General features: G+C 44.8%; 19 protein-coding genes. 6 read left to right on the top strand and 13 right to left on the bottom strand.

Going from position 1 to position 25,942, the window contains the following annotated elements; translation table 11 throughout:
• The coding region (locus L5M40_RS20825; RefSeq protein WP_263256145.1) for an integrase core domain-containing protein at positions 1-240 on the top strand (240 nt) is incomplete at its 5' end.
• A gap of 3 nt (positions 241-243) precedes the next feature.
• Here the strand turns inward: L5M40_RS20825 and L5M40_RS20820 are convergent.
• Both L5M40_RS20820 and L5M40_RS20815 read right to left on the bottom strand, forming a co-directional pair.
• Positions 244-426, bottom strand: a complete 183-nt coding sequence (locus L5M40_RS20820) for a hypothetical protein (RefSeq protein WP_263257162.1) — start codon at positions 424-426, stop codon at positions 244-246.
• Positions 427-967: 541 nt separating this feature from the next.
• Entirely contained in the window at positions 968-2,464 is a 1,497-nt protein-coding gene (locus L5M40_RS20815) for an aldehyde dehydrogenase (RefSeq protein ID WP_028760892.1), read from the bottom strand.
• Positions 2,465-2,743: 279 nt separating this feature from the next.
• On the opposite strand from L5M40_RS20815, the gene L5M40_RS20810 reads away from it, so the two are divergent.
• From L5M40_RS20810 to L5M40_RS20795, 4 genes are all read left to right on the top strand, one after another.
• A complete protein-coding gene (locus L5M40_RS20810) occupies positions 2,744-4,081 on the top strand; it encodes an aspartate aminotransferase family protein (RefSeq protein WP_263175542.1) in 1,338 nt (445 codons plus the stop codon).
• Between the two features lie 69 nt (positions 4,082-4,150).
• Entirely contained in the window at positions 4,151-5,641 is a 1,491-nt protein-coding gene (locus L5M40_RS20805; RefSeq protein ID WP_263145981.1) for a CoA-acylating methylmalonate-semialdehyde dehydrogenase, read from the top strand.
• A 30-nt stretch (positions 5,642-5,671) separates the two neighbouring features.
• Positions 5,672-6,037 carry a cupin domain-containing protein gene (locus L5M40_RS20800; RefSeq protein WP_105249918.1) on the top strand — a complete coding sequence of 122 codons (366 nt, stop codon included), beginning with the start codon at positions 5,672-5,674 and terminating at the stop codon, positions 6,035-6,037.
• Between the two features lie 183 nt (positions 6,038-6,220).
• Complete coding sequence (locus L5M40_RS20795) at positions 6,221-6,943, top strand: TorF family putative porin (protein ID WP_263145975.1); 723 nt, start codon at positions 6,221-6,223, stop codon at positions 6,941-6,943.
• A gap of 82 nt (positions 6,944-7,025) precedes the next feature.
• Here L5M40_RS20795 and nagP read toward each other — a convergent pair whose 3' ends face one another.
• The 8 genes from nagP to L5M40_RS20755 form a co-directional block, all read right to left on the bottom strand.
• Positions 7,026-8,324 carry an N-acetylglucosamine MFS transporter NagP gene (gene nagP / locus L5M40_RS20790; protein WP_105252977.1) on the bottom strand — a complete coding sequence of 433 codons (1,299 nt, stop codon included), beginning with the start codon at positions 8,322-8,324 and terminating at the stop codon, positions 7,026-7,028.
• Positions 8,325-8,925: 601 nt separating this feature from the next.
• Positions 8,926-10,080, bottom strand: coding sequence for a transmembrane glucosamine N-acetyltransferase NagX (gene nagX / locus L5M40_RS20785; RefSeq protein ID WP_263175543.1), 1,155 nt, complete (start codon positions 10,078-10,080; stop codon positions 8,926-8,928).
• Between the two features lie 157 nt (positions 10,081-10,237).
• Positions 10,238-11,392, bottom strand: a complete 1,155-nt coding sequence (nagA, locus tag L5M40_RS20780) for an N-acetylglucosamine-6-phosphate deacetylase (protein WP_263175544.1) — start codon at positions 11,390-11,392, stop codon at positions 10,238-10,240.
• Positions 11,393-11,510: 118 nt separating this feature from the next.
• On the bottom strand, positions 11,511-12,509 hold the full coding sequence (gene nagB-II / locus L5M40_RS20775; protein WP_113941297.1) for a glucosamine-6-phosphate deaminase NagB-II: 999 nt from the start codon (positions 12,507-12,509) through the stop codon (positions 11,511-11,513).
• Positions 12,510-12,526: 17 nt separating this feature from the next.
• Complete coding sequence (gene nagK, locus L5M40_RS20770) at positions 12,527-13,462, bottom strand: N-acetylglucosamine kinase (RefSeq protein ID WP_263175545.1); 936 nt, start codon at positions 13,460-13,462, stop codon at positions 12,527-12,529.
• Positions 13,463-13,684: 222 nt separating this feature from the next.
• Complete coding sequence (locus tag L5M40_RS20765) at positions 13,685-16,483, bottom strand: family 20 glycosylhydrolase (protein ID WP_263175546.1); 2,799 nt, start codon at positions 16,481-16,483, stop codon at positions 13,685-13,687.
• A 28-nt stretch (positions 16,484-16,511) separates the two neighbouring features.
• Positions 16,512-17,999: a methyl-accepting chemotaxis protein gene (locus tag L5M40_RS20760; protein ID WP_263175547.1), complete on the bottom strand. Its 1,488-nt coding sequence runs from the start codon at positions 17,997-17,999 to the stop codon at positions 16,512-16,514.
• A complete protein-coding gene (locus L5M40_RS20755) occupies positions 17,999-19,015 on the bottom strand; it encodes a substrate-binding periplasmic protein (protein ID WP_263175548.1) in 1,017 nt (338 codons plus the stop codon). The genes L5M40_RS20760 and L5M40_RS20755 overlap by 1 nt, the downstream gene beginning before the upstream one ends.
• Positions 19,016-19,510: 495 nt before the next feature.
• Here L5M40_RS20755 and L5M40_RS20750 point away from each other — a divergent pair, with 495 nt between their 5' ends.
• Positions 19,511-20,428, top strand: a complete 918-nt coding sequence (locus tag L5M40_RS20750; protein ID WP_263175549.1) for a sulfite exporter TauE/SafE family protein — start codon at positions 19,511-19,513, stop codon at positions 20,426-20,428.
• A 102-nt stretch (positions 20,429-20,530) separates the two neighbouring features.
• Here L5M40_RS20750 and L5M40_RS20745 read toward each other — a convergent pair whose 3' ends face one another.
• The 3 genes from L5M40_RS20745 to L5M40_RS20735 form a co-directional block, all read right to left on the bottom strand.
• Complete coding sequence (locus L5M40_RS20745; RefSeq protein WP_263257161.1) at positions 20,531-21,217, bottom strand: SapC family protein; 687 nt, start codon at positions 21,215-21,217, stop codon at positions 20,531-20,533.
• A gap of 44 nt (positions 21,218-21,261) precedes the next feature.
• On the bottom strand, positions 21,262-22,785 hold the full coding sequence (locus L5M40_RS20740) for a tryptophan halogenase family protein (RefSeq protein ID WP_263175551.1): 1,524 nt from the start codon (positions 22,783-22,785) through the stop codon (positions 21,262-21,264).
• 149 nt (positions 22,786-22,934) lie between these two features.
• Positions 22,935-25,559 (bottom strand): TonB-dependent receptor, encoded by a 2,625-nt coding sequence (locus L5M40_RS20735; RefSeq protein WP_263257164.1) that lies wholly within the window; start codon positions 25,557-25,559, stop codon positions 22,935-22,937.
• Positions 25,560-25,942: the final 383 nt, after the last annotated feature.

Raw genomic sequence — 25,942 nt, 5'->3', positions numbered from 1 at the left:
AGTCGCCGAGGTAACTGCTGGGATAATGCGCCAATGGAGCGATTTTTCAGGAGTTTAAAAACGGAATGGGTGCCAACGCAAGGCTATAAGAGTTTTGTTGAAGCTAAACAAGATGTGACTGATTATATTATTGGCTATTACAGCCAAGTCAGGCCACATCATTATAATGCAGGATTAAGCCCAAATGAATCAGAGCGAAGATTTTGGGAAGATTCTAAAGCCGTGGCCAAATTTAGTTGACCACTACATTTCATATAGCTTATTTTGTAGGGAGAACAAATCATCTTCTGGCATATTGTCTATATCAACATTCAATAATTGATACCAATTAAAGGCTTTAAATTCAGAAACATCCTCAAACTCACATACTGCGGTTAAAAGCCATGCGCCATTCATCATAGAGGCGATGTCGACAAAAAATCGCAATATGCCTCACCTTGATTCTTACAAGAAATCGCATATTCCCTAACAAGTTCCATAAAATCAGATTTGTAACTATCGAGAGCTTTACTGACGATTGCCCCAAACTCTTCTACGTTGTTCATACTTGTCTTCTTATTCAATGATCTAAGCACCCTATAATATCACAAATAACTTACAACACTTTTCACACTATGCCACTACACTATGACTAAGTGCATTAATGGTAATGTTTGAAAGCCACAAATTTATAAGCGATAACTTACGATATTTATGAAGCAGATAAGAATGGAAGTAAATTGAGATATTAATGGGAGTGTTTAAAGTCAATATTCTATCGGGTATAAATGAGCAACAACATTACGAATCAAGACGGTAACATTTTATTTACGGTAACAGATGCAGATTTTACAAGTGAAATATGGCTTAGAAAAATGGGGACGCCTTGAGCTACAAAAAATAAAAAACCTCTTTCCATGTAATATGAAAAGAGGTTTTAGTATTGAGCGAAAGCGGCTCCTTCTCTTATATAGACAAAAAAGAGCGGTTATAGCACGATCCAAGTCGCTTTCAATTCTGTGTATTTGTCGAAGGAGTGCAGAGATTTATCTCGGCCATTACCTGATTGTTTATAGCCACCGAATGGCGCTGTCATATCGCCGCCATCGTAATGGTTGATCCATACCATGCCAGAGCGCAGGGCTTTAGCAGTTTTATGGGCCTTGCTGATATCCGATGTCCATACACCAGCGGCTAAACCGTAAATAGTATCGTTGGCGATTGATATCGCTTCTTCCATGCCATTAAATTCAATAACAGATAACACAGGGCCGAAGATCTCTTCGCTGGCAATTTTCATCTGATTGTTTACGTTAGAAAATACCGTTGGCTGCACATACACACCACCCGTGTCGGCCATAACTTGGCAGCCACCGTGGACTAAGGTTGCACCTTCGTCTTTACCCGCTTTGATGTAACTGAGCACTGTGTCTAACTGTTGTTTATCGACAACGGCGCCGCTCACAGTGGCGGGATCGAGTGGATGCCCCGGATGCCATGAGGCTAACTCCTCAGCAATAAGCGCGATAAGCTCATCTTTCACCCCAGATTCCACCAGCAAACGCGAACCTGCAGTGCAAACTTCACCTTGGTTGAAGGCAATGGCTTCGGCCGCAGCAACAGCGGCGGCTTTTAGATCTGGCGCGTCATTAAAGACGATATTGGGGCTCTTGCCTCCCGCCTCTAACCACACGCGTTTCATGTTCGACTCACCAGCGTAAATCATTAATTGTTTAGCAATTTTGGTGGAACCTGTGAACACCAACGTATCCACATCCATATGCAATGCTAAGGCTTTACCTACGGTATGACCAAATCCTGGCAACACGTTGAGTACGCCTTGTGGGATCCCAGCTTCAATGGCGAGTTGCGCCATGCGGATAGCCGTTAAGGGTGATTTTTCAGAGGGTTTTAACACTACACTATTACCCGTGGCCAGCGCGGGCCCGAGCTTCCAACACGCCATCAGCATTGGGAAGTTCCACGGAACAATCGCGGCCACAACCCCCACAGGCTCACGGGTGATCATGCCAATTTCATTGTGAGCCGTTGGCGCAAGTTCATCGTAAATTTTATCAATCGCTTCGCCAGACCAGCGAATCGCACGGGCAGCCCCCGCCACATCCACCGCTTTGGAGAAACGAATTGGTTTACCCATGTCGAGGGTTTCTAACAGCGCGAGTTCATTGGCATTTTCTTCCAGTAACTCGGCGAAACGTATCATCACTTGTTTGCGCTTTACCGGAGATTGCTGCGACCAAACACCAGACTCGAATACGCTGCGGCCATTAGCAACCGCAAGATTAGCGTCCGCTAGATCGCAACTCGCCACTTTTACCAGCAAGCGGCCGTCGATAGGGCTAATACAATCAAAGGTGTTACCCGAAACGGCATCTTGGTATTCGCCATTGATAAACGCCTTCCCATTAATAGACAGGCTGGCAGCAAGACTTTCCCATTCGCTGCGTTTCTTCGGTGTGCTCATGATGACCTCTTAATAGTTCGCATAGGTGTGGTTTATCGTTCATCGACAAGAAATAGTGACCAGTGACGACATTAGCGCAAATGCGACACATCATCACAGTCATAATCCGAGCTTCAGGTTACGCTGTTTAAGCAATAAAATTCAATATTTTTTACAAAAATAGCTTTTTTGCCACAAATAACTGCACACGGCTCTTCCATGTTCATTATTTCTAACATAGCATAGCAAATATTAGCCACCCTAAAACAAGACCTGAAAATACAGGACAAGGTAGACACTATGGCCGATTTGCCGCTCAATTCCTCAAGCGCACCCTCACTTGAACATTTCTGGATGCCTTTTACCGCCAACCGCCAATTCAAAACCAACCCGCGGTTACTCACCAAAGCGGAAGGCATGTATTACACGGATATTGATGGTAATAAGGTATTAGATGCCACCGCCGGTTTATGGTGTTGTAACGCAGGCCATGGTCGCAAAGAAATCAGCGAAGCGGTCAGCAAACAAATTAAAGAGATGGACTACGCGCCCTCCTTCCAAATGGGTCATCCTATTGCCTTTGAACTTGCCGAGCGCTTAGTCGAGCTAAGTCCTGAAGGATTAAACAAAGTCTTCTTTACTAACTCAGGTTCTGAGTCCGTCGATACTGCACTTAAGATGGCACTTTGCTATCACAGAGCCAACGGTCAAGCCTCACGCACTCGCTTTATTGGGCGCGAAATGGGTTACCACGGTGTCGGCTTTGGCGGCATCTCTGTGGGTGGATTAAGCAATAACCGCAAGGCATTTAGCGGCCAATTACTGCAAGGCGTCGATCACTTACCGCACACCTTAGATATCCAAAATGCGGCATTTACCCGTGGACTCTCGCACTTTGGCGCAGAAAAAGCCGAGGTATTAGAACAGCTTGTTACCCTGCATGGCGCCGAAAATATTGCCGCCGTAATCGTTGAACCAATGTCGGGTTCAGCAGGGGTTATATTGCCGCCACAAGGTTACTTAAAACGTCTGCGTGAAATCACTAAAAAGCACGGCATCCTACTGATTTTTGACGAAGTCATTACCGCTTTTGGCCGCGTTGGCGCTGCCTTTGCGAGTCAACGTTGGGGCGTTATCCCAGATATAATCACCACGGCTAAAGCCATCAATAACGGCGCCATCCCTATGGGCGCAGTGTTTGTGCAAGATTTTATCCACGACACTTGCATGCAAGGCCCCACAGAACTGATTGAGTTTTTCCACGGTTACACCTATTCAGGTCATCCAGTCGCAGCCGCCGCCGCACTTGCCACACTATCGATTTATGAGAATGAGCAATTATTCGAACGTAGTTTTGAGCTTGAGCGCTACTTTGAAGACGCCGTGCACAGCCTCAAAGGGTTGCCGAATGTGATTGATATCCGCAACACAGGCTTAGTGGCGGGGATTCAATTCTCCCCTAACGCTCAAGGCGCGGGTAAACGGGGTTACGGCGTATTTGAACACTGCTTCCGCCACGGCACTTTAGTGCGAGCCACGGGCGACATTATTGCCATGTCACCACCACTGATTGTCGATAAACGCAAGATTGACCAAATGGTTAATAGCCTAAGCGATGCCATTAACGCCGTTGGATAATAGCACTAGCTGTTCGTTCCACTCTCACATTTAACACCCCGCTGCGGCGGGGAACTTCAAAGGTTAACTATGCTCAAGATCACTCACTTTGTTAATGGTCAGCACACCCCTACCAGTACCAGAACCCAAGATATTTTTGAACCCGCCACGGGTGAACTACGTGGCCAAGTCTCACTCGCAAGCGAAACTGAAGTGGATGAAGCCATCGCAATCGCTAAAACCGCCTTTGAAACCTGGTCGCAAGTCACGCCGCTCAACCGTGCTCGAGTGCTGTTTAAATTCAAAGCCTTAGTCGAGCAGCACCTAGATGAAATGGCGCAGCTTATCACCCGTGAGCACGGCAAAGTGATAGACGATGCTAAGGGCGAGTTGATCCGTGGTCTCGAAGTGGTCGAATTTGCCTGTGGTATTCCGCACTTGCTTAAAGGTGAACACACCCAGCAAGTCGGTGGCGGCGTCGATTCTTGGTCAGTTAATCAAGCTTTAGGTGTTGTCGCAGGCATAGCGCCCTTTAACTTCCCCGTGATGGTTCCCATGTGGATGTTCCCAATCGCGATTGCCTGCGGTAACACCTTTATTATGAAACCCTCGGAAAAAGACCCAAGCTCGGTGATGCGGATTGCCGAGCTGCTTAAAGAAGCGGGTCTTCCCGATGGCGTGTTTAACGTGATTAACGGCGACAAAGAAGCCGTCGATACCTTACTCACCCATAAAGATGTGCAAGCGGTGAGCTTTGTCGGCTCAACGCCGATTGCTGAATACATCTACAGTACAGCCTCTAAACATGGCAAACGCGTGCAAGCCTTAGGCGGCGCGAAAAACCATATGTTACTCATGCCAGATGCAGATTTAGATCAAGCCGTTAGCGCCTTAATGGGTGCCGCTTACGGCAGTGCTGGTGAGCGTTGTATGGCAATTTCAGTCGTACTCGCGGTAGGCGATGTGGGCGACGCATTAGTGGAAAAACTGCTACCGCAAATTCAAACCTTAAAAGTCGGCAACGGCCTGACGCCAGAGATGGAAATGGGGCCACTGATCTCCAAACAGCACCTTGCCAAGGTCACCCAATATGTTGAAGCCGGTGTTCAAGAAGGCGCAGCGCTGCTGGTCGATGGCCGTAAACTGAGTGTTGAAGAAAATCCACAGGGTTATTTCCTCGGCGCCTGTTTGTTCGACCACGTCACGCCTGAAATGAGCATCTACCGCGAAGAAATCTTTGGCCCTGTGCTGGCGATTGTGCGCGTGAAAGATTACCCAACGGCGCTTGAGCTGATTAACCGACACGAATTTGGTAATGGCACGGCGATTTTCACCCAAAGTGGTGAAGCGGCAAGGCATTTCTGTCACCACGTGCAAGTCGGTATGGTTGGAGTGAACGTGCCGATCCCAGTACCAATGGCGTTCCACAGTTTTGGCGGTTGGAAGCGTTCATTGTTTGGGCCGCTGCATATGCATGGCCCCGATGGCGTGCGTTTTTATACCAAGCGTAAGGCAATTACTGCCCGCTGGCCCGTGGGTAAACAGACTCAAGCTGAGTTTGTGATGCCAACGATGAAATAGCCGAATGTCAGCTCAACAAGGAAATCGCAAATGACTGTGAGTATCAACGCCATTATTCGCTTTGCTACGGCGCAAACACCCGTCGAAACCTATCAGTTACCGGCGGAAAAGTTGTTAGTAGGCAATCCAACTCAAGGGCTAGAGAATCATTATTCTAGCCCTTGTGATCAATTTCACAGTGGAATTTGGCAAAGTGAATCAGGCGCTTGGAAAATAAACTACACTGAATACGAGTACTGCGAAATCCTCGAAGGGATGAGTGTTATCACAGATCTTCAAGGTCAATCGCAGACGTTCACTGTGGGTGACAGGTTTATCATACCCGCGGGTTTTCAAGGCACTTGGGAAGTCGTGGAGCCCTGCCGCAAGGTTTACGTCATTTTCGAACAAAAGTGAGATCGACGAGGCTGATGTTAGCCTCAAAAAAGCTAAGTTATCTTAGCAATAACTCGCCATGAGGTCACAGCAACGGGTTTTCCTAGGCTGTTGTTTGGCAAACCAACGGATGCACTGGCGCGATTGAATAACCATGGTCGCCAGTAACACGTCCGAGTCAACAAAGAAAATGGGAGAAATACCGTGCATAATAATCTGAAAAAAAAACGGCTGGTACAGCTTGTCGGACTCGCGCTAACCACGACCCTATTCTCCGGCATGGTCGCCGCCGAAGTGACTGGGGAAATTAGTCTTACTAATGACTATCGTTTTCGCGGCGTATCACAAACCGCTGGCGATCCTGCCCTGCAAGGTGGTATCGATTGGAGCTTCGATTCGGGTTTCTCTGTCGGGGCTTGGGCAAGTAACGTGGACTTTGATGAGCCAGGTTATAACGGCCCAGCGATCGAATACGATTTCTATGTCGCCTATGGTGGTGAGATCAACGAAGCTCTGACCTACGACATCACCCTTAACCGTTATAACTACTCAGGCGAGAGTGATATAGGTTATTTCGAAGTGATTACGGGTATGGAATTTAAGGGCTTTCGCCTAGCCTATTGGTTTACCAATGATTACGGTGGTACTGATTTAGACTATCACTATGCCGAGCTTAACTATTCCCATGAATTTGTTGAAAACTGGAGTCTCGATCTGCACTACGGCTATAACGTTGGTGATGCATTAGATGACGGTGAAGGTTTTGATAGCTACTCAGATTACTCCATTGGTGTATCGACTGAATTGGCAGGCTTTGGGCTTTCTCTCGCTTGGTTAGGCACAGATCTCAGCGGTGACCAAAAAGTCTCTGATGGTGCATTCAAAAACTCAGATACCGTACTTGCTAGCGTAAGTTACGCATTTTAATTTCGCCTTAGGTTAGATTAACTAAGACACAAAAAAGCCCTCATCATCGAGGGCTTCTTTTTAGCTGTTCAAACAGACTTGACTACCAACTACGCATTTTATGGCCTTTCACCGCGTAGAAAAGGATGAACAAGTAGCATGGCAACATCACAATATAACCACCCTGCATGCCCATATCTGTCGCTGAGCTCATTAACCCCCAAGACACTGGACCAAAGGCGCCACCTGCAATCCCCATGATGAGAAGCGCAGAACCTGTACTGGTCAATTTACCCATACCAGACAAAGCTAGCGGCCACACCGCAGGCCAAACAATCGCATTAGCTAAACCAAGAAAAGCAATCATCAACAAAGTATCGGGCAGCGCCACACCGCCAAAAGGCACTAACAAAACATTAGCAATAGCGTAGGAATTATTGTCGCCAAACAAAATACCGCATGTCAGTAACAAACCCAGAATAGCCGACACCATCAAAGCCTTAGGCTGTGAAATAAAACGAGGAATTAACAGGATACCTAAAGAATAACCCAACACCATACACACCATAGTATAGGAAGTCATAACACCGTATGACTCTATGCCTAAAGACAAAGCAAATGTACCAATGGTATCGCCAGCAATAACCTCTACAGCAACATAAACAAACAGCGCTAACACGCCAAACGCTAAGTTAGGGTGAGATAATGCCGCTTTAAGTTGCCCTTTATCAGTATTTTCAGCAGCTTCATCTTCATTCAACAACTCTGGCAAAGGTGATTTTTTTACCGCGAGCGCTAAAATACCGATAAAAATGGCCATGCCTAAATAGGGGAATACTAAACCGTCAGCCATTTCTTCAATTTGTACTTGAGTTAGCTCAGTACCAATACGGTCTTTAAAGCTGTCTAAAATCAACGCCGAAAACACCAAAGGCGCAATCACACCCGCACCTTTATTCAAAATACCCATCACACTGACACGGGCGGCCGCAGATTCTTCAGGCCCCAAACGCACCACATAAGGGTTAACCGCAGTTTGTAATAGGGTTTGGCCTGCGCCCATCACTAATTGGGCGAAAAGGAATAGGGCAAATATTTGTGTTTCCGCAGCAGGGATAAACAGTAAGCCCGCCAACATCATCACGCCCATGCCTATCGCCATACCATTCTTATAGCCGACTTTGCGAATAAGCCAAGCGGATGGCAAGGCAGTAAAGGTCACGGCAATGTAAAAAGAAAACAGGATCAACGACGCTTGAAAGGGATTGAGTTGCAATATTTGTTTCAAATAAGGCATCAAAGAACCATTCAACCAAGTGGCGAATCCGAGGATGAAAAAGAGAGCGGCCACTATGGCCATGGGGAGAAAGCTGCTTTTCTGCTGGCTTTTATCGAGTGTCATTTCCATAAACCTGCTTCTTATAGTAATTAATTATTTAGGTGATAACGGGGTTTAAATTAATGCCTAAGTTCCCGAATATCCGTATCGCGACTCGTCCGCAATGGCTAATGTTATCATCCAAACGCACCATTGTTTCAGTGATGTTAAAACAAACAACACAAAAAGACAACGCTGTCATTTAATAAATTCTCGCGAATATTCCCTCGTAATCATTAATTAGCCGACAACTAGTAGAAATACCAATCACATAAATATCTAATCAGTTCAGAGCCTCACAGGCATCTCAATCCAAGGCGCATTGACGCAGAAATGGTTATTCCCTTTTAAGTCTATGCAACACGGGAGTGGGATGCCTGTGTGGCTCCCGAAGGGCGGCTGATGTTAACTGCATGGCAAAGCGCTTTATACTGCGTTTAAGGTTTTCGACAGAGCACCACTATGCTTTCAAGCCTTCGCCTTGTCTAAAGCGCGTTGAACTCCCGCTGAATGAACAGATATTTAATACGATGGGTATAAGTAAGTGATGACTCACATCCAGAAAATAATGTAAAAAAAGCCGCAGACACTGAGTGCGTGCGGCTCAAGCAATTAAGCGAACAGATTAAATTCTGACAAAAATATTGCGGCGATACATCCAATATAACACCAGCCACTGCACCGCAAGTAAGCTGATAACTGCAGCTAACGCTTGAGCGCTTTCAGGCAAGGCCATCACTAAGCCGCCAAACACGCTTTGGGCGACATATTTCCAATCCACTAAACTCGACGCTAGGTAAATAATGATGGCGTTGGTGCCAATCACCACAAAGAAAAATGCGGTTTTTTGCCACTTAAGCACATCGACTAATGCATAGAATACCGCCAGCAGGATCATGCTCCAGCCCGACGTCACCAGCACAAATGAACTGGTCCACAGATCTTTATTGACCGGAATAATAAGATCCAACAGCCAACCTAAGGCTAAGCAAGCACCACCCGCTGCGGCGAGTAATCCCACTTTGACCCACTCACCTTTAGGATGGGATTTAACAATAAAGTGGCCGACAAACACACCCGCTAACGCATTGACTATGGCGGGGATGGTCGACAGTAAACCTTCAGGATCGGGCGTGCGTCCCTGATAGCTTATGCCGGGTAATAACATCGAATCGACATAGGCATTGATGGATTCCGTTGGCAAGAGCACGCCCGCCAGTCCACCGGGGAAAGGCAACCAAAGTTGCATTGCGCCATAACCGAGCAAAATGCCTAAGGCGACAATAACTTGCGTTCGTAGACTCGTATGCCACACCAGTAATGCGGCAAAGAACCATGCAAAAGCGATTCGGCCTAACACACTGGCATAGCGAATTTTTTCAGGATCGGCAGGCGCGCCCGTTCCCCAACCGTGATTGTATAAAATGCCCAGTAACAGCAATAAAAAGAGTCGTTTAATCCCATGACGATACACAGGTAATCGCTCCTTCATCGGTAATTTATCTAAACGTTTGGGAGATAAACCTAAGGCCACACCAGAGAGGAAAATAAACAGCGGAAAAATCAAATCGTAGAAGTGAAAACCATGCCATTGGCTATGGTGCATTTGTTCATCGCCCCATTGCCAACCTGCCCAGCCCGTTAAAATAAGCAAGCCACCAAACAGGGCCTCGCCGCCCAAAATCCAAAACATATCGAAGCCGCGCAGTGCATCCAGAGACATCAACCTAGGTTTATTCACCTTTGCTGGCATAATTGCGTTTGTCTGTGTAGTCCCCATGCCATCATCCTTTATTATTGTTATTAAAAGCTTTTATAAAAGTTGAGCAAAACTAATACTGTTTAAAATTAGGGCTGTACAATAAAAAAACTTAGCCCCTGTCACCAAAATACGACAAGGGCCAATTGTTACACATCACCTAAACTGCGAAAGCGATTTAAGGGGGCCCCCCTATTGTCTGTCCTGAATAGACGGCTTGTCCCGCAATGTAATTTGCCTGCACTTTGTTCTGCGCATCGAGCAAGACAAAGTCAGCCCTATGTCCCAGTGCTAAACGGCCAGCCTTATGCTCAATCCCGAGGAACTGTGCGGGATATAACGCCGCCATTCTCAAGGCTTCCGCCAAAGGTAAACCCAACAAGTTGACGGTATTATTGACCGCAGTCGCCATATCGAGTACACAGCCCGCCAGCTCACCTGTCACAGCATTTAATCTATCGCCGACTCTCAGCACTTGCGTACCGAAGAGCTCGAAGCTAGTCTCACCGTCCATACCCACAGGCGGCATAGCATCGGTGACTAACATCATTTTGCCCCTCGGTTTTGCCCGTAGTGCGACCTTTGCCGCCGCGGGATGCACATGGTGACCATCGACAATCAAACCACACCAAGCGGTTTCACTCTCAATCGCCGCGCCAACCATGCCTGGCTCACGGGAACCGAGTGGTGACATAGCATTATAAAGGTGAGTAAAGCCCGTCGCGCCTGCCGCTAATGCCGCAACCACAGTATCGTAGTCGGCATTAGAATGACCCAAACACACCTTTACGCCCGAGGCGACAAGCGTGCGGATCACCTCTGGTGACACATTCTCAGGCGCAAGCGTGACCACTTTAATCCCCAGATCTTGACGACAAAATACGGCGAGTTCAGCCTCTGTGATTTCGCGAATAAAGCCCTGTGGATGCACACCTTTTTTAGGTACAGATAAATGTGGCCCTTCAAAATGCACCCCTAAAACGCCAGCGCTACCTTTGACTAAAGCCTCGGCCACAGCATCGGCCGCATTGGCCATCACGCTGACATCATCGGTGATAAGTGTGGGTAAAAATCCTGTCGTGCCAAAACGCGCATGGGCACGGCCGATAGTCTCAATACAATCAACACTCGGATTGGCATTGAATAACGCCCCACCGCCGCCGTTCACTTGTACATCGATAAAACCAGGCACCAGCGTTCCGGCTTGGCGAATTTCCTTCGCGCCAACAACCGTATCAAACGCCAGAATGTGCCCGTCTTCAACAGTCACAGGCACATCTTGATGGAAATATTCACCATCAAAAATATGCTCAGCGATCAAGGTGATTTTCATCGCAAACCTCTTTCAATAAATAACGCGGTTAGCTTAAGGCTTAAATTAGGTTAACCGCGTGGGCTTAGCTGCAGATGCTTAATCGTGCAGCCTACCTAGACCTCTTAAACTTTGCCGCTTAAAGCGTTTGGGTCACTTTTTTAAGGCCAGCCGGTTGATCAGGATCGATACCGCGGGCAATCGCAACCGCAGCCACGTCGATATAGAATCGTTGTAATAACGCTAACGGAGCAACACGTGGGTGAATGTCGGTCGAGGTTTGATTCAGATGCACTAAATCGGCGCCGCGTTGACTCACGTTTTCAATCTGTTCTATGTGGCTAGCGTAGGATTCATCGCCAATACACACATCGACGATAGTGAGTTTTTTCTCAACTAAAGTGACAGGGCCGTGGAGGAACTCGGCGCTGCTGAACGCTTCGGCATGGATTGAACACACTTCTTTTAGCTTAAGTGCGATTTCCTTAGATACCGCATAACCTAAACCACGGCCGAGTACGACTAAGTTCTTCACGTCGGCAACGGATTCTGGCGTGAGCTGCGGCTCAGCGTCCACCGCCGTTTGCAGCGCTTGGGGTAAAGAAGCGACGGCGCTAGCAAGCGATTCGCTTTGAGTCCAAGCGGCGGCAAGTTGTAAAATCGCCGACAACGTTGCGAGGTAACTCTTAGTCGCAGCAACGGCTTTTTCTTCACCTGCACGTAAAGGCACAACGACATCGACGATATCTTTAATCGGTGCACTTTCATCATTCACTAAGGCAACACAGAAAGCACCGGCATTTTTTGCCATACGCGCCTGTGCCAAAATATCAGGGCTACGGCCAGATTGTGAAATCACAATCACTAACGCACCTTCGAGTTTCAAGGTCTTACCATACACACTCGCCACTGAAGGTGCGGCGGCAAACGTCGGTACGCCCGCTTCGATTTCAAATAAGTACTTAGCAAAAACACCCGCATGATCCGATGAGCCGCGACCTACTATCATCACAAAACGAGGGGCGAAGGCGCGCAGTTTCTCACCTAACTGCTGCATGATTTCAGCGTTAGCTTCTAACTGGCCAGCGATTTTTTGCGGTGCGGTGCGAGCTTCTTGCTCCATAATAGTGTTTGTCATGTCTTTTACCTTCACGTTCAAATACAGGATTTGGCTTCAGTGCCTATTTGCACTGACAACGACTTATTAAATTCTTGTTGGGCGAAATACATAGCACCAAGTTCGGGTGGTGCTAAGGTTTCTGAAATTTTGGCGACCACATCGGCACCGAGCCAGGCTTGTAAAGGCTCTGCAAGGCCACCGATCATAGAAAAACGCACCGGATTTAGGCTAAATAGCTTACGCGCCATGTCGCTAATATAATCTGCGCCTTCTTGCACTATGGCAGTCGCGACTGCGTCACCTTCATTGGCGCAATCGAGCACACTTCTGGCTAATGCGGCGTAGCAACTTGATGATTTACCGGCTAGATTTTCGACAATGCCGAGCGCATCTGTGACGTTAAAATAATTAAGCAGCATATCGGTTAATTGGGTTGGTACGGCAAAGCCATCGAGTGCTAACAACACGTGTTCGGCGGCTTTTAGTCCCAGCCAAGCACCGCTGCCCTTATCGCCCAAGGCAAAACCATAACCACCAATACTCAAGCTGGTATCACCAACATGGGCATAACCGCAAGAGCCAGTACCCGTGATGATCACCGCGCCATCGGCACCGCGGTGGGCACCAATACAAGCCGTATGCAAATCGGTAGTGACATACATGGCTGCAAAAGGATGCTGCCAGTTGATAACATCTTGATATAACCTAGGGACATTTACGCCAGCAAGACCAAGACCCGCCACCAGCAAGTGACTATCGCTCTCGTTCATGCCCGCATCCAGCAACGCCAGGCGAGTCGATGCTTCAATGGATTCAAATGTTTGTGTGAGACCATGCAGTGGATTTGCGCGTCCAGCAACACCTGTCCCTAAAACGGTACCGTCTGCGCAGTAGATGGTGGCTCGGCATTTACTACCGCCTCCATCTACACCTATAAACAGTGGTTGATCTTTTGTCTGGACTAACCCCATGACACCCCTCTTCACCTATCAATGCAGCGCTACCGTTGCTTATTATTTGCCGTTAATACAGCGCTCAACTTTAGTTAACTCAATGTTACAGCAAAAATGACAGCGTTGTCATTTACTTTTTTAAGTCATTTATGATCTAAAATCAAATTTAGGCAATCACTGACACAGAAAAACAAAAATGCTGTATTTTATCTTTAAAATACAGCCAGATATAAAAACGATTTAGTTAACGATTAAACTTCGGCCTTTACGAATACCATCGGCCGCAATGGCACGGATCTCAATCGGTGCAGTGACCGCCAATCCCGCTTGATAAGCTTGCCATTGGCCATTGAGGCTACGGTATTCGAGTTTAAGGCCGGGATAGGCAATATTGGCAAACAGTTTACCGTCACGGATCTCGGCGCCGACCGTCGGTACGCGATAATCAATCCCCGCTTTATCTAGCTTGATAAACTCTTTGTGGCCCAAGGTATTCGCAAGTTGTTGCCACTCCTTTGCCTGTGCATCACGCATGGCTAAGGTAAAAGCCCCAGAGCTTTGGTTATACACAGCGCCTTGATACTGATAAGGCACTTCCCACGCAGCTTGATGCCAAGCACGCTCAGCCAGCATCAACAAACGCGGAAACACCATGTATTCAATCGTATCGTCACTGCGAATCGACTCACTCCAAACCTGCCCTTGCAAGCCAGTAAAGGGTTTGCCTTTCTCCCTTGGACCCGAGACTTTGTTACCCGCCTCATCAAATTTTATTCTGTCATCCGCTTCGAATGGCTGATTTTCAATATCGGTCCATTGCTCGGCGTTAGCGGCTAAATTATCAGGCATAAAGCTAAAGACTTTATGGCTATTGGTCGCGCGGCTCGCCCAGTAATAACCATGCTCTTTAGGATCGGCCTCATAGGGGAAGTCAAAGTACAATACCTCAGGATTAGAAAGTATGGTTTCCCAGCCGAGATTCGCCTGCTGATTGGCGCGCGAATGACCTTTGTGGGCAATCACATCCCAAATATTAGACTGCACTTTAGCGGGCATATTCTCAGGGCGAACATGGCTCATACCATCGCTCCATCCTGCTGCTTCAATGCCTTTTGCCGCTAACATAGTCGAAATTCGTTCAATAAAATAAGCGCCTAAGTCATCTATCGACTTAACGCCTTTATCGTTATTGGCGACAAATGCTAAACACTGCGGAGATTGTTTCCAAGCTCCCGCCGTTTCATCGGCACCAATGTGGTAACGCGTCAATGGTTGACCCGCGGCTTGGTGTAACTTGGCAATTTCATCAATCACTTTATCGACAAAGTGATAAGTCGACTCCATACACACGTTAAGCGTATTGTCGTCGTAATATTGCACTGAAGAATAAACCGTTTTGTCGTTTGCATCGGATAACAAATATTGCTCAGCTGCAGTGGTTTTCCCTTCAGCTTGCAATTGACGAGCGCCCGCATCTAACGCTTTTACCGCTGTGCTAGCTTGATTTGCCGTTTCCTGCACAGGGACAACTTGCACTTTGCCCGTGTTTTTAAGCTCTACGTCTTCAGCCTGTAATCGACGAAAACGCGCATCCATCGCTTTAATCGCGGCGCGGCTGTGACCCGGCATATCCATCGATGGGATCACTTGAATTTGACGCGCCTCGGCATATTTCACTATGTCGATATAGTCTTGTTTAGTATAGAAACCATTAACGCTCGACTCCGCAAAAGGACCACTGCCCAGTTGCGGTAACAGACAGGTATTTTCAGCAAGATCATGACAACGTTTACTACCGATGTCGGTCAGCTCAGGTAGCCCGTCGATTTCGAGTCGCCAACCTTCATCGTCAGCCATGTGTAAATGCAGTTTATTGAGCTTATAAGCCGCCATTTGGTCGAGCAAATCCAGCAACAATTGTTTGCTGTGGAAATTACGTGCCACATCAATGTGCATACCACGAAACGGATAACGTGGGCTGTCTTCAATGGTCATCGCATTCACTTTCAGCGAATTCACATCCACAAGGCTTGCTAATGATGACAAACCGTAAGAGAAGCCCGCCGCATCATTGGCAGCAATCACAATTTCAGTTGGCTGAATATCTAAGCGATAACTGCCCTCATCCCCTTTTTGGCTGGCAAATTTCACCGTAATGCCACTCGCAGATTCAGCCACACCCAGGCGAGCTAAACGTGCCACCGCCGCCGCAACTTGACTCTTTTGCTCTGGGTTATCATGCTGATATTCGAGCTTAATACCACCAGCAAGGGATACTGGTGTATCAGTTGAATGGATCTTCACCTTTTGTGGCGTTGGGATAATGGTATCCACAGCCAAGGCGGCATCGTCACTCACGCTTTGATTAGCTTTAAATAACTGCGCGGCATCGGCTGGTGCGAGTTTATCCGTTTCAGTGCGTTGATATTGGGTTTGAAAATTCGTAACCCCTTCAACATACGGACGCGTCTCTAAACCCGTTTCAGCATCTTTACCCACCTGAGTGCTGGCGATAATGACGGGTTCTAATCCTTTTGCTGCGAGGTAATAGTTTGGCATAGCGTCGGTTTCAGCCAATTGCCACGGCTCACCACGGAATGTCAGTTGCTTTTTCTCGCCCTTAACAAATCCCTTAAAAGCAGCCGTTGGCGTAATACGATGTAAATCGCCTTTAACGTGCGTTATCGTCAATTCACCGCTTTCAACCGATTGCACAGGGCGCATTTGGCTTAAATAAATTTCCCAATCTTGGCTAGCTAAATCCATACTGGGCACGAAATCAATTTGAGCGACAAAACAGCGACCATCGGCTTTATCTTTTAGGCACTTATCGTCTGGCACATTGGTCACAACACGGTAAGTTACTACTAACGAATCCCCTAGTTGTTGTAACTGCGCTTGAGTTAATGCGTCCTGAGCTTGCTGTGTTTGAGCCACAGCCTTATCGGCTGACGCTGCGGAAGGCGTCACAGGCGCCTCGGAACAGGCCGCTAATCCTAAAGCCAGTAAAATGGCGCTTGCTGAAAGTGTTTTTTTCATGATTATCCTTATCTAGCTCCAGAAATGGCTACAATCTGAAGGAAGTTACTAACGTCCGCAGTCTTTCCCCTTGGTGAAACAGTCGCTCGCTCGAGTGCGCTAAGTGCTCGCTATCGAGTGAGGCTGAACCTGAGACATTGGCAAGATCATTTAACGTACGAGAAATCGCTTCGGTGACGCAGGTTTGCTCCTGCGCCGCATGGGAAACTTCGATGTTCATATTACTGATATTTGAGACTAAATCAGTCACTTTAGTGAGTACTAACTTAATTTCTTCTGAGCGGTTAACGCCCTGAGTTGAGAGGGCTTGGCTCGCTTGCATCACAGTGACTGTTTCGGCCACTCGGCTCTGGACCTGCTGGATCATCTTCTGGATCTCACCAGTTGCCTGTTGGGTTCGGCTCGCCAGCGTGCGCACTTCGTCGGCCACCACAGCAAAACCGCGCCCTTGTTCACCCGCCCTTGCCGCTTCAATGGCAGCATTAAGCGCCAGTAAGTTGGTTTGCTCGGCAATACTGTTGATCACCACAACCACTTCATCAATTTTTTGGGTTTCTTGCTGTAACTGTGAGACAGACAATGCCGAGCAGGCTAATTCAGATGCCAGTTTACGAGTAATGTCTAATCCCGAATCGAACTGCCGCTGGCTGTCATCGACCGCTTTATCGGCCTGACTCGCCGCATCCGCGGTGCGTTTCGCATTAATGGCGACTTCATTGGCACTGGCGCTCAGCTGAGTTACAGCCGTCACTGCCGCCTCGGTTTCTTTTAATTGGGTTTGCACACGATCATTATTGGTTTGCGACAGTGACCCCAGCGCTTTGGCATCGCCCAGTAATTGCCCTGAGGTTTCGTGCACTCTGGAAATCGTGCCGTGAATTTGCTCAACAAAACCATTAAATGCCTTAGCGAGCTGGCCAATCTCATCCTGACTCTCGACGGGTAATCTGTGGCATAAATCACCGTCACCGCTGGCAATTTCTTCCATAGCACGGACCACATTTTCAAGTGGATTAATCACTAAACGTTTAAGAATAATGAAGATAACAATTAAACTGCCACCGAGAATTAACAACGCCTGCAAGAAATAACCTAAGAGTAAATCTGACAACTGAGCGCGAATAGGCAACATAGAAAACTGAATAGCCAATTGGCCCGTTGGGTTACCTTGATCAGCAAATTGAATTTCACGCTTCACTAGATACTCATCGGCCACTGTTTGAGCCTGTTGACTTTCGGCTAACACTTTACCGCGATGGTCACTCACGACAATATGATAAATTTGCGCAGATTTAAGCATCACAGATAGCACTGCACGGATCTGCTCATAGTCGTAGGTGAAGATAGGCTGCGCCATAGTGACTTGTAAATTGGCGACGGTATTTTCTTCAAACTCAGTTTCACTGGCAGCCAATTTATCGCTCGCCAACCAGTATGATGCACCGAACAGAACGCTAACAATCATAAAAATTGCTGCCGCTAATCCAATCTGTACTTTTAAGGCTAATGTTTTCATTATTTTGCACCTTGCATACTAAAAAGATCTAACCATAATTCTGTGCGTTCTATTGGTGTTAATGGACTTAAATCAGGTGTATCAAGACGGATAATCACCCGTTGTTCAAACTTAGCCTCACGATACAGTTGCTCAATTTTAAGCTCGCGATTAAACATCTCATCAAAAGAGCCGTCGCTTACCATACTTTCAAGCCCGGCTAAAATGGCCGCAGCAAGTTCGGGGCGCTTAGGGGAAACAAAGAAATAAGCTGGCGAACGATATTGCAGCAGGATATGGCTATCGACCTTAAGTGCGGGATCGGGGTGATTTGCGAGTTCTTCGCCAATTTCCTGGGCGCCGAGGGCAAGATAATCGAAACGCCCGCCTTCTAACATGGGGTATAAATTGGTGTACTGATAGCTAGTGACGACGGGTAATCCATTGGCTTCTAAAATCGTTGCATCGGGCCAATAACGATTTTGCCCCGCCTTTAACTGCCTAAAATCCGCCATGGTTTTCACATTAGCAAATCGTGCCTCATCCGATTTACGGATAATCAGCAGCCGATTACCGAGTAACCCTTTAAACAATGGAATGCGCACGGGAAGCACAGTTTCTTCCAATTCTTTTGAGGTCATGCTCCAAAACACGTCTACTGTCCCAGCGAGTGCTTCTTCGACTTTGCGCTTTTGATTCATTTGAGTCGGCATTTCTTGCGCTTTATAACCCGAATCCGAGCGCCGCAGTGCTTCTTCAAGTAACTTTAGCAACCATTCCTGCTGTATCGCGGTGGTGATTTTTTTTGAAACCTGTGCAGACGTTTTAGACACATCAGAATTTGAAGCTAAATTGTTTATAGCTGTGTCGGTAGCAAATACAGCAAAAGAGGAAAATGCCGAAAAAAACGCTAATGTCATTATAAACAGGGGAATGCAAACCGTTCTTCTTGTCATGATGAGTACGGTGACATGGGCAATGACACTCGACATGCCAATTGCAATGACACGCATCGCAGCCGTTAAATGAATCGCCATAAATTGCAGCCTCTTTTATTATCTGGTTTATACCAGTGAGTTTTATTTATCTATGCCGCTAACGTTCAAGTGCTGAGGTAGGCAGTTGAGTAATACCGTAAAAACATCCTAAAAAAATGGCTGGGCACTGCTTACAGTACCCAGCCCACGCTAGTTTCTGGGGAGAGACTATCAAAATATCAAAGACAAACGTATCGCCGCCCGACAGCAATACTCCTGCCAAACACATGATAAGGAGACCTCATCCTCTCATGCAGACCTTACAAACAACGCGTCACACAAGCAGATGACAGCGTTGTCATTATTAAAGTACACAAGAAAGAACAGGATTTCTACATTTTTTTGACAATTATTGTTATTTTTTATGAATAGACATAATTAATGCAAATTATTCATATACTTAAAATGTTTAATTTATTTATTCAAGCTTATGTGACAACGCTGCCTTTCATTGGTAACATAGTGATAACATGACGAAGATCACGGTAGCTATTGATGAATCCCATTAACACACTTGTGCGCAATAATACCCAGCCTGCTCCGCGCTTAAATCGATATTACCTAAACCTCAGTTTGGTATTACTACTCTGTGGAGCTTGGTTATTTTGGGCGAACCATTTTCATTCGCTATTTGATCTTATCCAAGAATATGGACGCTTCGTTTTTCTAGGAATCACAGGAGCGATATTTGCTAACTCGACAGGAGCTGGCGGTGGAGTCATCTTTATTCCGGTATTTTCGAGCCTCAACTTTAGTGAGTCTCAAAGTGTCTCGACTTCATTTATGATCCAATGCTTTGGCATGACAGCAGGCGCGATTTCATGGTCACTGCATTATAAAAAGCACCACCGAGAAGATGATGCATGGTCTGGTTTTGTAAAAGCATCATTACTTGCAGCCTTCTTTTCTGTCTTAGGTTTCTGGAGTAGCCAATTACTACAACTCAATTCGCCCTCTTCGCTACACACCAGCTTTAGCATTTTCTCGATAGTGCTTGGTATCGCCATCATTATCAGTAGCAAAAGTAGCACACAAATCACTCGCTCTATAATGCCGGTCGATTTTCTTTGGCTCGCTCTCATTGGCTATTTCGGCGGTATTATCACAGCTTGGTTATCGGTAGGCGTCGGTGAATTAGTCGTCATTTATCTCATGATAAGGGGACTATGCGCCAAAATGGCGGTCGCCACTGGCGTTGTTGTTTCTGCGATTACAGTCTGGTCGGCAAGCCCTATCCATATTTTTTCAACAAATAGCCATGCCCTCTTTGAGCTAGTGTTATTCGCAGGTCCTGGCGCCATTATCGGAGGATTACTCGCTCGTAAATTAGCACTCTTTCTCCCAGTAAAAGTATTAAAACTCTTTTTCTCCATTTGGATCATTTTGACGGGTAGCGTAATGTTGGCGAGTTAGAAATTTATAAGTGATTCATATTCATTACTTAAATTTAAAACTAGCATAAATAAATCGTATAATTTGATGCCACCAATACAGCATGACACCATTCTTTAAATATTATTTATCCATAACTAAATCAATTAAACTAAGAGAACAAAGGTGTGCATAAATCACAGAATAAAATCCACGTTTTGCAAAATCCAGCATAACGCTTTCGTCTAGTTCATGAATTTTTTGTTCATCAACGATATAAATACCATTAATGTTAGTCTTAGTACCGTCCAGAGCATTTACTGTTAATGTTCTAGGCTGTAATAGCTCATGCTGTATTAAAGTCTTAATAAAATGTTTTGTCATTTCCTGATAGTCAGCCTGAAGACTGGCCAACTCTAGCAGCGTATTGAGATAAGCAGTATTATCGCCATCAGCTGTAAACAAAGAATGTTCACCGTTTTCACACACAGACGAGTTATTTAGATCAATTCCAATAATGATTTTATTATCAATATAACTCGCACCAAAAGGATACAATTGAACTTGAATAGGTAAATAACGAGCAATCCATCTACCATTTATCATCAATTTGTTCGAGTTTTCTTTTAAAGATGTAACTGCTACAGGTAAGAATTCACCTGTTTGAGAATTTTTGGTAAATATAATAGGAAAGCTCGTCGCTGCTGACATGAACTCTTGAACCTGAAGAGGCAACATGTGCATGTTTTCAAAAAATTTATAGTCAACAATATTTTTCACTTTTAAGTGTCTATGAATAGAATCATTCAAAGGGACATAATGTGTTGTCATCTTTATTTTCCTTGTTAATATTTTTCTATATAACTCGTACAATTCTATATAGATTGCAATCCGTAGAGACGGATTTTATCAAGTAGTTCTCTATGATCTGGCAACTCACTTATCATTTTACTTTTTAACAACGTCATCTTAGCCAGATGTTGAACAACGCGTTGATCAACTTCTGCATTGCTATAAGTTGGTCGAGTAGAATACTTCATACCGTAAAGCACATATAAATAATTTTCTCTGTTGAACACTTCAAACTTTGAAGGAAAATCCTCTGCGATTGGAATAAAATCTTGCCACATTTTAAGACGTTGTTTTAAGCCTTCAGGAATAGTTTCATCGGTGCGATTATCACGCCAGAAAGCAGAGTCTGACCTGTCGGATAAACAATAATGTAACTTAGCAAATTCAACGACTCTCTCCCACGCTTGAGAAACTGTTTCATTAAAGCGCTTAGCAAGATAATCAATATCATCTTTATCGGAAGGAAATCGCTCCGCAAGAAAGCGTGCAGAAAAGTCCGTCAATAGAATAGATGTCGCTTCAATCGGTTCTAAAAATCCCTGTGCTAAGCCTAATGCAACACAATTTTTTACCCAAAACTGCTGACGATAACCAACCTTCATAGCAATTTTTCTATGTGAAAGATCGGCAAGTTGACCACCTAAGTACTGATCAAATGTATCTTCAGCTTCAGCATTACTCATATAATCAGTCGAGTAGACAAAACCAGTTCCACGTCTTTGCGTGAGGGCAATATCCCAAATCCACCCTGCCTGATGAGCCGTTGCAATCGTAAATGGCGGAATTTGATCTAAAGCCTGTGTGGGCACTTGAGCAACTAATGCTGTATTGATGAATAGTTGGTGTGATTTATCAATAAATGGTACATTAAATCTTTTTGCTAAAAAAATAGATTCAAAACCACTGCAATCAATATAGAAATCAAAAAATAACTCTCCTTTATCTGTCAACAATGAACAAATAGAACCATCTTTCTCTAAAGAAATATCATTTACCGTTGCATAAATATGTTCAACATTAAATCGTTCAATGGCATTTTTAGCTAATAACTTAGCAAACTTTGCGGCATTAAGATGGTAAGCATAACCCATAACGCCACCATACTCCGGAGTGGTTATGAACTTAGGTCCTTTATTTTCCTCACAAACGGCATGCTGTAGCGAGACTAAATCTGCAAAGTGCTCTCTAGGATGAGCTAACCAATATGGTGTCAAATCCTCACCCAATGGACTCGGCATATCAAAAAGGTGATGATAAAAATTATTGTTTCCGTGCTTTGCTCGATCGAGCCAATTTACAAACTTTATTGACTGTTTAAAAGTGACGTCACAAGATTTAATAAAGTCTGATTCACTTATACCAAAGCTTGATAATGATTTACGTATTGAGGGAACAGTCCCCTCACCAACACCAATAATGGGGATATCTAGAGATTCGATGAGCGTAATGGAGAGCTCTGGATTGTTCTTTAAAACCAGTCCTAAGTGATTAGCAGCTAACCAACCTGATGTCCCACCACCAACTATCGCTACTTTTCTTATAGTCATAGCATGATCCTACAATTAAGCATGAACACATTGAGTCATATATTGGATAACCATTAGCCCTTTAATATTACTACTTTTAATTTAACGCAGTTTAGTGATTAATAAAAAGCCTAGCAATTGCTAGGCTCTTATTAATCTAACTAATTAAATTAGAAGCGTAACGCAACACCGAGTTTATAACGGGCTTCACCATCAAAACTCCATACAGGGTAATTATCTTTAAATTCACTAATAACCCCCTCTGCATCCACTGGAGATACACCTTTTTGTACGCTATCTTCTTCAAGCAAGTTAACCACTTCAAAAGTTAACGACAGATAATCTGTTAGATTATAGCTAGCACTTAAATCTAAGGTGCCATACGCTTGATGTTCACGGTTACCATAGAACCCTGGTAATTCACGCATCATATATTCAGAACGCCAGTTATAAGCTACCCGAGCTGAGAAATCATCCATTTCGTAGTAACCAACTAAGTTTACAGTATGTTTTGATGAGTCAGAGAATACTCCAACACGGTCTGCATAGTTTTCAGCTGGTGATGAAGCGTCTGCAAAGGTGTAGTTAACTGAGTAACCTAAACCACTATCGAATGAATCTTGTAACTGAAGTTCGATACCATCAATTGAGCCACCATTAGCGTTATAATTTTCACTTACGGTCCAACAATCGTAAATACCCGCACCACATGTACTACCACCAGCAGTGATTAGGTTAGGATCTTCAATTCCGATTTGTTGATTCAGTTTTTCTCTTGTAGAGATAAATGAACTTACATCTTTGATAAAGTAAGTTGCTGCAAATAAACCTTCTCCACTGAAGTACCATTCTAAACTTACATCTGCTTGTGAAGCTTTGAAAGGTTGTAAATTTACGCTACCGGTGACTTTCTTCTCGTTACCAGGAGTACCATCGTTGAAGCCAGGTAACTTAGAGGTTGCGAATAAATCGGCATAATTTGGACGTGAAATAACTTGAGCTGCTGAGGCTCTTAAAATTAAATCACTTGCAAGGTCGAATGCAATATTTACACTTGGTAAAACATCGTTATAGCTGGCTTTATCAGTACTTAAACCATCAGCATATGTACCTGTTTTGCTGAACGCATAATAATCAGATTCAACATCAGTAGACACATATCTTAAACCGAAGTTACCACGAACGCCTTCACCAGCGAATGTAGCCATAGTGTAGAGCGCTAAATTCTTTTCTTGCAGTGTGCCATATCCTGATTTATCGAGAGTAAAACCATCGATAGCAGCATAGGCATCATTAATCATGTTATCAAAAATGGGCTTAGGTAAGGTGAAGCCTGCGCCAGATGACATAGTACCAGAATAATAAGCTGATGCATCTTTTGCTACTATATTAGAGGATTGAGCAGCCTCGGTAGTTTGAGTAACATCATGATCGGCATAACTAATGCCTGATTTAAATGATGTAATAGCACCTAGCTCAACAGGAATAGTAATGTCAAATGTCGCAAAGGACTCTTCATCAGTATTAGGTTGTTTTTTAAGAGCCCAACCCGCTGTTTCTAATTGTCCATTAAAATCAGAAGCATCAAATGCGTTGTTTGCAATGTTAATATCAATGACATCGCCAGTAGCATCATAGATACCCGCGAAATCTTCAGGTTTACCAATAGACTGACCATAGTTTGAAGTTAAATCGGTACCACCTTCAGCTTTGGTCTTACCAATACGACCTTCTAACTTATAAGCATCTGCCTGATATGCAAAATCCAAATCAATTGTGTCAGAAGACATACTCGCTTTACGTGCCCAAGTTTGAGCCCAAGCAAATCCACCTTTACCTGTGTGCTCAACTAATGTACACACGCCTGCAGCATTTTTCTTAAGGCAAGTATTTTCACCCTGCTGAGTAGGAAATAAGAAAATTGAAGTATTAGCATTGTTTGCATCAAGTTGAAGGCTCATCAAATTCAAACCAAACTCAAGATTATCAGTTGGTCTGTATTGGAATGCAGCATTAACAGCGGTACGCTCTCGGTCTTGCTGGAATGTGGTCGGAACTATCTCCCCCCAACCAAGTAAAGATTCGATACCATTGCGTTGATATTGAGTTTTATCTAAAGAACCTGCAACTAAGAAACCGAATTTTTCATCCTCCGTTTTCCAGCTATAAAGTCCTGAGGTTTGTGGATCTATCTCTTCGGATACAGTGCCGTAATCCCCCTTTGTACTTAAGAATACAGAATTTGCATCTAAATCTAATGGTTTACGGGTTTTAACAATTACAGTACCACCAATACCACCTTCGGCAATATCTGCCTGAGATGATTTGAAAACTTGAATACCGCCCACCATTTCTGGTGGTAATAGACTGTAATTGAAGCTACGGTCAATAGCTTGTTGGTCGAACCAACCCGTTGAAGCCACAGAATGACCATTTAGCAGAGTACTGGTTAACTGGCTTGAAGCACCACGAATTGATACTTGTTGGCCTTGACCAAATTGACGATTAACCGCGACACCAGGAATGCGTCCTAAAGACTCACCCACATCTCCATCTGGAAATTTACCAATATCTTCTGCTGTGACCGCATCCACTACAGCATCAGAAAAACGTTTGTCGTTAACTGATGCCTTCATTGATGCTCTCATACCGCGAACTTCAATTTTTTCAATATTTTCAGGTGCTGCGGTGGTTGCCACGGCGTCTGCAGCAACAGCGCTGATGGATACAGCACTACCAAGTAGGATAGCAATATTTGTAGCTAGTACGGTTTTCTTAAAGGTTGATGGTCGCATCTCGTTTCCCTTCCATAACTTTATTATCGTTTTAGTATTCATAACCATTCCCTGCGGAATGACAACGCTGTCATGTCTAGTGCAAACATTACACAATAATTAACAGCCTTGCCACAACAAAATAACGATGGAAGCAAAAAAATGTCATAAAGCAGAATTTTGAATCAGTAGTCTTATTAAAAACCATTATAAAACATGAGCTTTAATATTATGACGTAAATTTACAACTCCCAGCATAATTGTAACAATGATAAATTAACGCCAATTTGTAACAATTCAGGATTGCTAAGCACATCAAAAGCTCGCACTATAAGATGTATAAGTCAGAAAAAACTGATAAAAAATGTAAGCTTGTAAATTGCAGGTAAAGAATTTACGTTCAT

The sequence above is a fragment of the Shewanella sp. SM68 genome (assembly GCF_025653925.1).
GTDB classification, from domain to species: Bacteria; Pseudomonadota; Gammaproteobacteria; order Enterobacterales; family Shewanellaceae; genus Shewanella; species Shewanella oncorhynchi.
This window is presented reverse-complemented; position numbering and strand designations above follow the sequence as displayed.

What these genes read in the sequence shown, in the direction of transcription:
- L5M40_RS20815 (WP_028760892.1), bottom strand. Translation starts at nt 2,464, where the DNA reads ATGAGCACACCGAAGAAACGCAGCGAATGGGAAAGTCTTGCTGCCAGC.
- L5M40_RS20810 (WP_263175542.1), top strand. Translation starts at nt 2,744, where the DNA reads ATGGCCGATTTGCCGCTCAATTCCTCAAGCGCACCCTCACTTGAACAT.
- L5M40_RS20805 (WP_263145981.1), top strand. Translation starts at nt 4,151, where the DNA reads ATGCTCAAGATCACTCACTTTGTTAATGGTCAGCACACCCCTACCAGT.
- L5M40_RS20800 (WP_105249918.1), top strand. Translation starts at nt 5,672, where the DNA reads ATGACTGTGAGTATCAACGCCATTATTCGCTTTGCTACGGCGCAAACA.
- nagP (WP_105252977.1), bottom strand. Translation starts at nt 8,324, where the DNA reads ATGACACTCGATAAAAGCCAGCAGAAAAGCAGCTTTCTCCCCATGGCC.
- nagX (WP_263175543.1), bottom strand. Translation starts at nt 10,080, where the DNA reads ATGGGGACTACACAGACAAACGCAATTATGCCAGCAAAGGTGAATAAA.
- nagA (WP_263175544.1), bottom strand. Translation starts at nt 11,392, where the DNA reads ATGAAAATCACCTTGATCGCTGAGCATATTTTTGATGGTGAATATTTC.
- nagB-II (WP_113941297.1), bottom strand. Translation starts at nt 12,509, where the DNA reads ATGACAAACACTATTATGGAGCAAGAAGCTCGCACCGCACCGCAAAAA.
- nagK (WP_263175545.1), bottom strand. Translation starts at nt 13,462, where the DNA reads ATGGGGTTAGTCCAGACAAAAGATCAACCACTGTTTATAGGTGTAGAT.
- L5M40_RS20765 (WP_263175546.1), bottom strand. Translation starts at nt 16,483, where the DNA reads ATGAAAAAAACACTTTCAGCAAGCGCCATTTTACTGGCTTTAGGATTA.
- L5M40_RS20760 (WP_263175547.1), bottom strand. Translation starts at nt 17,999, where the DNA reads ATGAAAACATTAGCCTTAAAAGTACAGATTGGATTAGCGGCAGCAATT.
- L5M40_RS20755 (WP_263175548.1), bottom strand. Translation starts at nt 19,015, where the DNA reads ATGGCGATTCATTTAACGGCTGCGATGCGTGTCATTGCAATTGGCATG.
- L5M40_RS20750 (WP_263175549.1), top strand. Translation starts at nt 19,511, where the DNA reads ATGAATCCCATTAACACACTTGTGCGCAATAATACCCAGCCTGCTCCG.
- L5M40_RS20745 (WP_263257161.1), bottom strand. Translation starts at nt 21,217, where the DNA reads ATGACAACACATTATGTCCCTTTGAATGATTCTATTCATAGACACTTA.
- L5M40_RS20740 (WP_263175551.1), bottom strand. Translation starts at nt 22,785, where the DNA reads ATGACTATAAGAAAAGTAGCGATAGTTGGTGGTGGGACATCAGGTTGG.
- L5M40_RS20735 (WP_263257164.1), bottom strand. Translation starts at nt 25,559, where the DNA reads ATGCGACCATCAACCTTTAAGAAAACCGTACTAGCTACAAATATTGCT.